Annotated in this window: 12 protein-coding genes; 8 read left to right on the top strand and 4 right to left on the bottom strand. The window is 63.8% G+C overall.

Features of this window, described 5'->3' with window-relative positions:
* Positions 1-2: 2 nt before the first annotated feature.
* Positions 3-1,184 carry a lanthanide ABC transporter ABC transporter substrate-binding protein PedA1 gene (locus BM190_RS33270; protein ID WP_092261807.1) on the bottom strand — a complete coding sequence of 394 codons (1,182 nt, stop codon included), beginning with the start codon at positions 1,182-1,184 and terminating at the stop codon, positions 3-5.
* A gap of 60 nt (positions 1,185-1,244) precedes the next feature.
* Between BM190_RS33270 and BM190_RS33265 the strand changes: the two genes are divergently transcribed.
* Positions 1,245-1,817, top strand: a complete 573-nt coding sequence (locus tag BM190_RS33265) for a DUF3280 domain-containing protein (RefSeq protein ID WP_091966648.1) — start codon at positions 1,245-1,247, stop codon at positions 1,815-1,817.
* 170 nt (positions 1,818-1,987) lie between these two features.
* Here the strand turns inward: BM190_RS33265 and fghA are convergent, their stop codons facing one another.
* Both fghA and BM190_RS33255 read right to left on the bottom strand, forming a co-directional pair.
* Positions 1,988-2,833 carry an S-formylglutathione hydrolase gene (fghA, locus tag BM190_RS33260; protein ID WP_092261806.1) on the bottom strand — a complete coding sequence of 282 codons (846 nt, stop codon included), beginning with the start codon at positions 2,831-2,833 and terminating at the stop codon, positions 1,988-1,990.
* A 74-nt stretch (positions 2,834-2,907) separates the two neighbouring features.
* Positions 2,908-3,528: a response regulator gene (locus BM190_RS33255; RefSeq protein WP_092261805.1), complete on the bottom strand. Its 621-nt coding sequence runs from the start codon at positions 3,526-3,528 to the stop codon at positions 2,908-2,910.
* Between the two features lie 142 nt (positions 3,529-3,670).
* Here BM190_RS33255 and BM190_RS33250 point away from each other — a divergent pair, with 142 nt between their 5' ends.
* The 5 genes from BM190_RS33250 to BM190_RS33235 all read left to right on the top strand — a co-directional run bounded on the left by BM190_RS33250 (position 3,671) and on the right by BM190_RS33235 (position 8,907).
* Complete coding sequence (locus tag BM190_RS33250) at positions 3,671-5,029, top strand: histidine kinase (protein WP_177237446.1); 1,359 nt, start codon at positions 3,671-3,673, stop codon at positions 5,027-5,029.
* 163 nt (positions 5,030-5,192) lie between these two features.
* Positions 5,193-7,664: a TonB-dependent receptor gene (locus tag BM190_RS33245; RefSeq protein ID WP_177237445.1), complete on the top strand. Its 2,472-nt coding sequence runs from the start codon at positions 5,193-5,195 to the stop codon at positions 7,662-7,664.
* 111 nt (positions 7,665-7,775) lie between these two features.
* Positions 7,776-8,138, top strand: coding sequence for a hypothetical protein (locus tag BM190_RS33240; protein WP_092261803.1), 363 nt, complete (start codon positions 7,776-7,778; stop codon positions 8,136-8,138).
* A 147-nt stretch (positions 8,139-8,285) separates the two neighbouring features.
* Positions 8,286-8,438 (top strand): hypothetical protein, encoded by a 153-nt coding sequence (locus BM190_RS40800; protein WP_177237433.1) that lies wholly within the window; start codon positions 8,286-8,288, stop codon positions 8,436-8,438.
* Positions 8,439-8,499: 61 nt separating this feature from the next.
* Positions 8,500-8,907: a hypothetical protein gene (locus tag BM190_RS33235; RefSeq protein WP_018320701.1), complete on the top strand. Its 408-nt coding sequence runs from the start codon at positions 8,500-8,502 to the stop codon at positions 8,905-8,907.
* A gap of 67 nt (positions 8,908-8,974) precedes the next feature.
* On the opposite strand, the gene BM190_RS33230 is transcribed toward BM190_RS33235, so the two are convergent.
* Positions 8,975-9,550: a YybH family protein gene (locus tag BM190_RS33230; RefSeq protein ID WP_092261802.1), complete on the bottom strand. Its 576-nt coding sequence runs from the start codon at positions 9,548-9,550 to the stop codon at positions 8,975-8,977.
* 81 nt (positions 9,551-9,631) lie between these two features.
* Here BM190_RS33230 and BM190_RS33225 point away from each other — a divergent pair, with 81 nt between their 5' ends.
* The gene (locus BM190_RS33225) at positions 9,632-10,585 is read left to right on the top strand and encodes a LysR family transcriptional regulator (RefSeq protein WP_018320699.1); all 954 of its coding nucleotides are present in this window, start codon (positions 9,632-9,634) and stop codon (positions 10,583-10,585) included.
* A 291-nt stretch (positions 10,586-10,876) separates the two neighbouring features.
* Complete coding sequence (locus BM190_RS33220) at positions 10,877-11,311, top strand: helix-turn-helix domain-containing protein (protein ID WP_018320697.1); 435 nt, start codon at positions 10,877-10,879, stop codon at positions 11,309-11,311.
* The last annotated feature ends 116 nt before the right edge of the window (positions 11,312-11,427 follow it).

Below are 11,427 nucleotides of genomic sequence, written 5' to 3'. Positions count from 1 at the left end.
TCTCACTTCAGCTTGCATTTGCTCTCCGGACGATCGTAGCCGAGCGTGTCGAGCTCGGAGATCTGGTGCAGGAAACCCTCCTGCGGCGAGACCGACACCACCATGCGGCCATCGACCAGCAGGATCGGCTGGCGCAATTGCCAATTCCAGTCGCGCAGGGTCAGCCGCGTGCCCTTGAAGGCGGCGACCGAAAAATCCGGGCCCTTGATGAAGTCGGTGACTTTCTTGACGTCGCCGGAATTGGTGCGCGAGGTCGCTTCGCCGATCATGCGGGCTGCGGTCCAGGCCTGCATGTCGAGCGCGGTCATGCGCCGCGAGTTCAGCTTCACGAAGCGGTTCTGCATCTGGATCGCGCCCCACTGGTCCTGCGCCGCGTCCCAGCTTCGCGGCACGAGGCCGGCCGAGCCTGCGACGGGGCGGGGATCCCAGGTGCGGTAGGGCAAATACGCGCCGAACACCTCGCTCTCGTCCGCGGCGACCAGCACGTCGTAAGCAGGCGCGCCTTGCGTGAACACGGGCATCTGGCGCTGGATCAGCGTCACGCCGCTATCGGTGCGGCGCGCGCCGCCTTTGTCCTCGAAGGTTTTTTCCTGGACGATCTTGGCGCCGAACCGCGCGGCGGTGCGCCGGAGCGCATCGGCAAACAGCTTGTCCTCGTCATGCGAGCCGACCACGAGCAGCCAGCGCGACCACTTTTTCCAGACCAGATATTGCCCGAGCGCATCCGCCAGCATCGCCCGTGTCGGCGCGGTGTGGATCACGTTGGCACGGCAATCGGCCTCGCGCAGCCGCTCGTCGATCGCGCCTGCGTTGAACAGCAGCGTGCCACGGTCGCGCAAGGCGTCCGAGACTTTCAGCAGCGCGTCGGCCGGCAGGTCGGTGATGATGAAGCTGTTCTTCTCGGCAAGGGCAGCCGCAGCCTGGACGACGTCCTCGCCTTCCTTGATGCGGCGCTCCTCCAGCGCGAACCGCTGGCCCAGGAATTTACCGGTGGTGTTGTTGTCCTCGATGGCGAGGCGCGCGCCGGCGACGCCGTCATTCTCCGCGGGCTGCTCGACCAGCGACAGCGTCGATCTGGTGCCGGCGAGGCCGAGATAGCCGACGCCGATCAGGGCAGGCTCCGCCGCGAGCGCGCTCGTCGCAGCAAGACCTAAGCCAATCAGGCCGACCAACCATCGGATCATGTTTCCTCCGAACGATCTCCCCGGCTTGACCGCAGGTGGAGAATTGTCTCTGCTTCGAGCATGACCGATTTGGCAGGGCATGCAACCCCGCATTTCGTCCCTGCGCGCGCGAGGCCTGGAATCACGATCATGCGAGCATTGATGATGATCGCCGCTTTGCTGTTGACGCCTTCGCTTGCGCGCGCCGATCCACCCAAGCTTGCCGTGTTCGATTTCGAGCTGATCGACACCAGCCTGCCAGGGGAGTTCTACGGCTCCAGGCCCGAAGAGGCACGGCTCGTGCTCATCAGCGAGCAGCTGCGCAAGGAGTTGACGGAGTCCGGCAGGTTCCAGGTGCTCGACATCGCGCCGGTCAGGGATGCCGCCCGTCACGCCAACTTACAGGCCTGCGGCGGCTGCGACCTCAAGCTCGCCGGCGAATTGGGCGCTGACCTCGAGATCACCGGCATGGTGCAGAAGGTCTCGAACCTGATCATCAACCTCAACATCTATTTGCGCGACGTGAAGACCGGCAACATGATCGCCGCCGCCAGCGCCGACATGCGCGGCAACACGGATGAAGCCTGGACCCGCACGATGAGCTACCTGATCCGCAACCGGCTATTGGCGCCGAATTACGGCAAGCGGGAGTAGGATATTCTCTCAGCGAATTGGGAATCGTAGGGTGGGCAAAGGCGCACTTGCGCCGTGCCCACGATCAATCAATGATTCGAGAGAAATCGTGGGCACGCTCCGCTTTGCCCACCCTACGATACTGCGCGCACGGAGAGATACCCCTCATCGCGAGGGGAGAAGAAAGCCGATCACCCCTTCAGCTTCTCCGCATGCCAGTGCAGATGATCGCCCATGAAGGTCGAGATGAAATAATAGCTGTGGTCATAGCCCGCCTGACGGCGCAGCGTCAGCGGGATGCCCGCCTTGGTGCAGGCGGCTTCGAGCAGCTCCGGCTTGAGCTGTTCTTTCAGGAAATTGTCGGCCTCGCCGACGTCGACCAGGAAGCCCGAAAACTTCGCGCCGTCCTCGATCAGCGCCACCGTGTCGTGGCCGCGCCAGGCGTCCTTGTTCGGTCCGAGATAGCCGGTCAGCGCCTTGGTGCCCCAGGGCACCAGCGAGGGCGCCACGATCGGCGCAAACGCGCTCGCGGCGCGAAAACGGTGCGGGTTGCGCAGCGCCACCGTCAGCGCGCCATGGCCGCCCATCGAATGGCCCATGATCGATTGCCGCTTGGCGTCGACGGGAAAATTTCCCGCTATGAGCTTAGGCAATTCGTCGGTGACATAGCTCCACATCCGATAGTTGCGCGCGAAGGGCTCTTGCGTCGCGTCGACATAGAAGCCGGCCCCTAAGCCGAAATCATAGGCGTTGTTGGCATCGCCCGGCACGTCGGCGCCGCGCGGTGAGGTGTCCGGCGCGACGAAGATCAGGCCGAGCTCGGCGCAGGCTTTGCGGAATTCGCCCTTCTCGGTGACGTTGGCATGGGTGCAGGTGAGCCCGGACAGATACCAGACCACGGGCAGCTTGGCGCCGTCGGCATGGGGCGGAACGTAGACCGAGAACACCATGTCGGTTCCGGTCGCCTGGCTCGCATGGCGATACACGCCCTGCACGCCGCCGTAGGATTTGTTGGTCGAGACAGTCTGAATCGTCATGCCTTCACTCCGTGGCATCTCACCAAATCAATATTGCAACGCTTGTGTGACCGAATTTGTGGCAGCTGCCTGCGTCAGGCAACACCGCTGTCGATCGCCAGCCGCACCAGCTCGACCGAGGTCTTCACCCCGAGCTTCTGGCGCATGATGGACGAGGTGTTGGCGACCGTCTTATAGGACGATTGCACCAGCCAGGCGATCTCGGACAGGCTTTTGCCGGCGCTGAGCAGCCGCAGGATCTCCATCTCGCGCGCATTCAGCTTGGACAGCGGGCTTTGCGCCAGCGTCGGTCCTGCGAAGGCGATGCTGCGCGCGATCGCGCTCGGCAGGTAGGTGCCGCCGCCGCCGACGGCACGGATCGCCTCGACGAGGTCGTCGGGGTCGCCGGTCTTGGAGACGTAGCCCTTGGCGCCGCACTCGATCGCGCGCGCGGCAAAGGCCGGGTCGTCGTTCATGCTGAACATGATGATGCGGGCATCGGGCGCGCGCTCGAGGATGCGGCGCGCGAGCTCGAAGCCGGAGACGGTCGGCAAATTGATGTCGATGATGCAGAGGTCGGGGCGTTCGACGATGAAGACGCACTCACCGTCCTCGGCGTCGGCGGCCTCCAGAATCTCGATCTCACCCTCGTCGGCCAGCACGGCACGGCAGCCGGAGGCGACAATGGGATGATCGTCGACGATCAGAATGCGCATAGGCGTTTCCTTGTGACAGCGTCGGCCTGTTTCGCGCCCGGCCGGGATTGCTGTACGCTTCCGATTAGATATCGGGCGCTTCGCCGCTGTCAACGTCATCGGACAGCGGCAGGCGAGGCTTCGCGAGGCACGGGCGACACCAATGTGGCAAAATCTATCCTTGCGCGGGCGCATCAACCTCTTGCTGGCGCTGCTGCTGGCGCTGGGGCTCGCCGTCAATATCGGCCGCCAGGTCGCGGAGGCAGGTCCCCGCGTGCAGGCCGAGGATCAGAGCGTGATCCGGCTCGCCCGCGAATTCATCGAGATGATCGTTGCCGATCTCAACGAGGCGCCAGATCCGGATGCCAGGCTGAACCAGATCGCGCGCGATCTCAGCCGCCTGCGCCATGTCAGCATCACGCTTCGGGACACCGGAGGCAATGCGCAGACGCCGCCCCGGCTTGACACTGACGCCGACACGCGCGGGCCGCCGGCCTGGTTCGTCAGCCTGGTCCATCCCGAGCAGACCGCGGTGAGCGTGCCGGTCTCGATCCGTGGCAAGCCCGGCTCGCTCCTGATCACCTCGCATCCCGATGACGAGATCGCGGAAATCTGGGACGGCATCGTGACCCAGCTCGAGGTCGGCACGGCGATCGCGCTGGCGCTGTTTTTCCTGATGATGAAAGTGGTCGGCCGGGCGCTGGCCCCGCTGCAGTCGCTGGCCGAGGCAATGGGGAAGCTCGAAGGCGGACATTACGAGGCCCGCGTCGCACCGGGCGGCGCGCCGGAGCTCGCTGCAATCTGCACCAAGCTCAACCACCTTGCCGCAACCCTCGGTGAGGCGGTCGAGGACAAGCGGCGCCTCGCCGAGCGGGCGGTGTCGCTCCAGGACATCGAGCGCAAGGAGATCGCGCGCGAGCTCCACGACGAGTTCGGGCCGTATCTGTTCTCGCTGCGCGCGCATGCCGGCGCGCTGGCGAAGCAGGCGGATGGACGCGTCCCGAGTGCGGAGGCGGTGCGAAAACACGGCAGCGCCATGCTGGAGCAGATCAACGCGCTGCAGCAGTTCAATCGCCGCGTGCTGGAACGGCTCCGGCCGGTCGGCCTCGCCGAGTTCGGGCTGCGCCAGGCGCTCGAATCGCTGTCGCGGCTGTGGCGGGAATCGCATCCCGATGTCGCCATCGAGACCACGATCTCGCCGTCGCTGGGGGTCACCGGCGAGACCGCCGATCTCACGATCTATCGCATCGTGCAGGAGGCGCTCACCAACGTGTTCCGCCACGCCGGCGCGACCTCGGTCAATGTCGTCATCGAGCCGGCGCAGCAGACGGCGCAGGACGGTCGCTTTTGCGCCCGGGTGCGGGTCAGCGACAATGGCCGTGGCATGGAGCCGGGCCAGAAGCTCGGCTTCGGCCTCGTCGGCATGCGCGAGCGGATTCTGGCGCTGGGCGGCACGCTCAACGTCGTCTCCGGCGACGGCGGATTGACCGTGGAGGCGCTGGTTCCGACCGCGGCCGCCTGACCGCTCCCGAAGCGATCGGGAATAATTCCCGATTTCGTCGGGAAAACGGGAGCCGATATTGCCCGACCTTTTGTGGCTGGCGCGCGATCGGCCGCCGAATACACTCGTTCCGACCAATCGGCGAAAATCAAAACAGCCGGTGGTCACGGATGGGAAGGCGGGGATGGGCAAGGTTCTTTCGTTCAGGCGTCGTTTGTTGATGGCCTCGGTGTCGACCGGTCTGGTGTCCGGGGTGGTCTTGGCGAGCCCCGCGGGGGCCGCGCAGGACGAGGAGACCAACGTTCAGAATCTGCCGCCCGTCGAAGTGGCGGCGCCGCCGCCGTCGGTGGCGAGGCGCACCGCGCCGACGCGGCCGGTCGCGCATATCGGGGCGGCCTCGTCCGCCAGTCCCCGGACCCGCATCTACGTCTATCCGACCGCGCCGGGCACCGGCCGAGGTCTCGATGTCGACAAGGTCCCGTCGGCGATCAACGCCGTCGATGCCAGCCAGATCAAGCGCACCGGCTCGCTGAACGTCACCGACGCGCTGCGCGACAACATCGCCGGCGTCAACATCACCGAGGTCACCGGCAATCCGTTCCAGCCGGATGTCGAATTCCGCGGCTTCGTGGCTTCGCCCGTGACGGGCACGCCGCAAGGCCTTGCGGTGTACCAGAACGGCGTCCGCATCAACGAAGCCTTCTCGGACGCGGTCAATTGGGACCTGATCCCGACCGCCGCCATCAGGTCGGTGACGCTGGTGACCAACAATCCCGCCTTCGGCCTCAACGCGCTGGGAGGCGCCATCAACCTGCAAATGAAGGACGGCTTCACCTATCAGGGCGCCGAGATCGACGTGATGGGCGGGTCGTTCGGCCGCGTCCAGGGCTCGGCGCAATGGGGCAAGCAGGTCGACAAGAATTACGGCGTCTATGCCGCGCTCGAAGGCCTGCGCGATAACGGCTTCCGCAATTTCTCGCAATCAACCGTGCGGCGCTTCTACGGCGATGTCGGCTACAAGGCCGGCGACAGCGAATTCCACGCCAATATGGGCGTGGCCAAGAACGATTTCGGCGCCAGCGCCACCGTTCCAGCCGAGCTGCTCGACAAATATTGGGGCGCGACCTACACCACGCCGCAGACCACCTCCAACCGCGTCGGCTATCTCAACCTGACCGGAAAGGTCGATCCGACGCCGACCTGGACGCTCGAAGGCACCGCGCATGTGCGCAGGTACGAGCAGAAGCTCGTCGACGGCAATCCGACCGACGTGCAGGAATGCGCCGCCTTGGGGCTGTTGTGCTTCGGCGATGATACGACGCCGGCGAATGGCACCAACGGCGCGCAGCTCGTCAATCCGTATCCGTTGGGGACCATCCTCGGCGAGATCGACCGGAGCACGATCCGCTCGACCAGTTTCGGCGTGTCAGGGCAGGCCACCAACACCGATCAACTGTTCGGGCATGACAATCGCTTCGTGATGGGCGCGACTTACGATGCCAGCGTGACGCGCTACAACGCCACCGCCGAGATCGGCTCGATCGGAGAAAACTACGTCGTCAGCGGCAGCGGCCTCTTCCTGGGGCCGACCGGCCAGCCGGAACCGGTTGCCGGTCCCGTCTCGCTGCGGACCGTCAACCAATATAACGGCCTGTATGCGATGGACACGTTCAACGTCACGGACGCCTTCGCCATCACCGGCGGCGGCCGTTTCAATGTCGCGCGCATCAAGCTGGAGGATCAGCTCGGAACCGATCTCAACGGCGATCACACCTTTACCCGCTTTAATCCGGTGATCGGGGGCACGTACAGGATCACGCCGGGGCTGACCGCCTATGCCGGCTATTCCGAGGCCAACCGCGTGCCGACGCCACTCGAGCTCGGTTGCTCCGATCCAGCTCGGCCCTGCCTCATTGCGGCGTTTCTGGTCTCCGATCCGCCGCTCAAGCAGGTCGTGTCCAGGACCGTCGAAGCCGGCCTGCGCGGCTCCAAGGAGCTGAACATCGGCATGCTCGGCTGGAAGATCGGCGGATTCCGCGCCACCAATAACGACGACATCGTCGCGATACCCGCGGTAGGACGGACCGGCTTCGGCTATTTCTCCAATGTCGGCCGTACCAGGCGGCAGGGTCTCGAGGCCGAAGTCAACATCAAGTCTCCCACGCTCCAGTTCCAGGCGAGCTATGCGTTCGTCGACGCGCGCTTCCTCGATCCGCTCGAGCTGGGCTCGGAAAGCCCGTTTGCCGATCCGGCCACCGAGACCATCCGGGTCTCACCCGGCAACCAGCTTCCCGCGATCCCGCGCCACCGCATCAAGGTCGGCATCGACTATGCCGTGACCGACGTCTGGAAGGTCGGCGGCAACGCGCTGTTCGTCTCCAGCCAATACCTGGTCGGCGACGAGTCGAACCAGTACGCGAAGCTGCCGTCCTATACCGTGTTCAATCTCCACACCTCCTACCAGGTGACGAAGAACATCCAGCTCTATGGCAAGATCGACAACATCTTCGACAAGCGCTACGCGACCTACGGACAGTTCTTCGACCGCGAGGCCTTGCCCAACTTCACCAACGGCGGCGCCGAGTTTACCGACCCGCGCTCGCTGAGCCCGGCGAGGCCCCGTGCGTTCTACGCGGGGATGCGGGTGACCTTCTAGGCGCGGGTGCCGTATCCAAGGCCAGCGGCGAAGCATCGGCTCCGAGTGCCGCGGCCGGAGCCAGCGCCTCTTGTTCCGCTCGCTGAGCTTGCAGAATATCCCGCCTCCGGCATGATGGGCTCGGAGGCTCGCTTTGCTGTGGCGTTGAAGAATCCGGATGCCGTCGCTGCTATCGTTTCAGCGCTTCGGCACGTCTACGGTGACGAGGTCGCGCGACTTATGCTCGTCGAGGGCATGAGCCTCGCCGACCTGATCGATGCGATGTTTTCTGCGCCTTTGACGCATCGCGAGGCCGTTCGAGATATCACCGACGGATTGGACGATTTTGTCATTTCGCCGGACCTGGGTCCCATGTGGCACCTCAGGTACATCTATGGAGACGAGCCCGGCTCTCTACACGTCGTGGACATGGAGATCGCCACGCCGAATGGCACGCTGGCAAGCAGAGACGTCTGGCTTCGTCTGGTCTCCTAGAGAGGCCGCCCTTGGACGGTTTGGCCCGGCGGCTGCGTCGTCTTTACCAACCGGAAACCATGTCAAATGATCTGAAAATTTTAATGCAACTGCCTGGCTGTCTCCGCGTCAGTTCGTCGGAGGGCCCATGTGATGACAGAGCACCAATTGATGGAGCAGGAGTGCCAGATCGCGCGTTATCGGCGCTTGGAGCGGGAGGTGACGGATCCGCTTGCCGCGTGCCTGCTTCACGGCATCGTCGAGGAGCTTGAAGCCGAGCTGCGCAAGGAAAGGCCGGATTGGCACGGGCCGCGCGATTAACGGTTCCTTAGCGCTAATCATGCGGATTATCGTGCGGGAATGGCCAAGGGAGACTGCTCCCATGCTGAAGGACGGCACATATGCGGCGTGGTACAAGACGCCGATCGACCAGGGCACCGGGATCGTCCATGTCGCAGACGGGCAGATCTGGGGCCGTGACAGCCTGATGACTTATCACGGCTCGTGCCGGGTCGACGGAGATCGCTTCACCGCCACCGTATCAACGAAGCGTCATACCGACGGGCGTGCGACGGTCTTCGGCGTGGAAGACGAGCTCACCCTGGACATCGAGGGAAACTGCCCCGGCAAGATCGCGACTTACACCGCGACGGCCCAACAGGTGCCCGGAATGATCCTCCAGGGCACGCTCATTCTGACCGAACAGCAGCCGCCGGCAGATGAACGAACCGAGCAGTTCCCGGCATTCAATCCCGACAAGCTGCCAAAGCTGCCGAAGCGCTCGCGCTGAAAATTCTCTATCGCGACGAGTGACGTCACGAGCCAGCTGGCAGGCCGCTCCAGCGAGGTGAGGGATATCATTTTTCCTCCGGCCAGCCCCGGGCAAGTATCGCGGCTTGTTGCAAGGTGATGCTTCGGACCAGCGGATCGGCATGACGGTGCACAAGTTGCCAATCCGTGCCATCCTTGCGGTAGACCTCGGTCACGCGCAGCGACCAGTCTTGAGCCGGCAATCCGCCCACTTCGGCCCGCTGGTGTTCGATCATGACGAGAACGACGAGCGCGTCCGATGCATAGGTTTGCGAGACATCGAGCTCGGTTTCGCCTTCCCTGAAGTATCGCGACAGGTCGGCCAGGCGTCTGGGGCTTGCGTCGAATCCGCGACTGGCAGGCCCGCCGAAGGGCTGCATCAACGTGAAATCCGGCGCGATGCGGACGAGTTGGAGCCAGCGATCCATGTCGCCGCGCATGAAGGCGGCATTTTTCGCGCGGGCACGTTCGATGAGGCTCGCTATCGCGTCTTTTGCGACGGCCTCATCGGCTGAAAGCTGAACGGACAGCGGAATTGCAGCCGTGGCGGCCATCATCGAGCGCCGCGACATCTTCCCCTGCCGGTCCGGCCAATTGTTCACGCCGGGCGGTCTCTGGGTCATTTCACGTCTCCTGGTCGAACGACGAACCACCCATCCATGAGACCTTGAACTTGATGAATCCAGCGATATGATTTCAGCATCATGCTGAACCAAATTGATCTATCCAGAATCGATCTGAATCTCCTCGTGCTCTTCCGCGTTGTTCTGGAAGAACGTCATGTCGCGCGTGCTGCAGGCCGGCTGAACCTGACGCCGTCGGCTGTCAGCCATGCGCTTGGCCGGCTCCGTCTCCTGCTGAACGACCCGCTGTTTCTGCGGACACCAAAGGGCGTCGTTCCAACGGCGCGGGCCTTGGAGCTCGAGGAGCCCGTGACCGAGATCATCGCGCGGATCGAACAGCTGATCGGCTCGGCTGCACCGTTCGACCCCGCGAAGAGCCGCCGCCGGTTCACGATTGGCGCCCCCGATGCCGTACTGGTCTCGACATCCGTGCAGCTCCTGCGATCGATCGCGACTGCGGCCCCCCATATCGACCTCGCCCTGATCCACCTGATGCCTGCGCCACGCGGCGGCGCGATCGGGGAGCCCTGGCACCAAAGCCTCGATATGCTCGAAAGACGCGAGCTCGATGTCGCAATGCTGCCGCTCCCGACGGTATCGCCGCGATTCGAGGCGCGCAGGCTCTACGACGAGGATTTTGTCCTGGCCATGCGCAAGGGGCATCCCCTCGCAAAAGCGCCAACCCGTGCTGCATTCTCGCAATCACAGCATCTGCTGGTGTCTCTCAGTGGTGAAGCGCGCGGTTTCGTCGATCAGATGTTGGCAAAGCGCGGCCTCGAGCGCCGCATCGCCTTGACTGTCCCGAATTTCATGATGGCGCTCGTCCAGCTTTCAGGATCTGATCTGATCGCAGCATTGCCGCGAAGATTGGTGGAGCACCACGCCGGCCGTTTCGGCTTGGTGTTCGTCGAGCTGCCTTTTGCGCGTAAACCGGATGCGATCCGCGCGATCGCAACGAAAGCGGCGATGCGAGATGCCGGCATCGCGTGGCTCATGCAGGTCGTGGTCGGCGCAATCGGAGCAGGTCGGCCCTAAAGCCGCCCCTCCGAAGCCCAAAGGTCTTCATTCGACGCTGAAAAGTGACGCTATTGCGTCTGCCGATCCGCGCCTTACCGAAGAGTAGGGTTGGAGGTTTACCTAACGAAGAGAGCAACCAGCAATATGGCGACCGGCAGAAGCCCGAAACAGGTCACAATAATCGCAAAGACCGTCTCGTTCGCGAAAGTCTGTCTGAGATGCCGACGCATGAGCGATGTGCTCCAGCTTAACACAGCTTCATTTGCGGCCGAAGCATGCGCCAGCTAAACACAATCGCGAGCGAAGACAATGGTGGCGAAAATGGCCGGAGAAATCCCAAACAATTCAGATGCAGCAGTGACGAAGCGCGAGAAGCAATCGGCTATTGTCGGCAGGTTGTTGGTGACGTGCTTCGTGGCGATGCGCAGCGGCTATCCTCGCAAGCACCTCGGCGCGGTGTTTGAAGAACTGCTGGTTGCGATGATGATTCGCGTGAGCGACGAGCTCGGCGCTCCGCCGCGTACGGCCTCCGACGTTTCCAAATATCTCGGGCTCCCGCGCTCGAACGTCCGGCGCTGCCTCAACGTGCTGATCAGCGAAGGCGTGATCCGCAAGGTGAATGAGCACGGCCATACGGGCGAGCTGGATTGGCTCGCGTCGCGGATCGATGCGGAATATTTCGTCAAGATTCGGGGTGCGATCATCGCTGCGGCTGACGAGTTAAAGGCGCTGGACGCTGCATGACGCGGAACGCGCCGGCTGCTACCCTGAAACCTCGCTTCTCAAACCGCTTGCCGCCCGCCATTGTGCGGCCGCAGCAATCATCTCGGGAGCAGCATCAATGTCGGACAAGGTCTCGC

Origin of the sequence: Bradyrhizobium sp. Rc3b (assembly GCF_900114915.1) — a bacterium.
GTDB lineage: Bacteria > Pseudomonadota > Alphaproteobacteria > Rhizobiales > Xanthobacteraceae > Bradyrhizobium.
The sequence above is the reverse complement of the archived record's forward strand: the minus strand, read 5'-3'. Positions and strand labels throughout refer to the sequence as shown.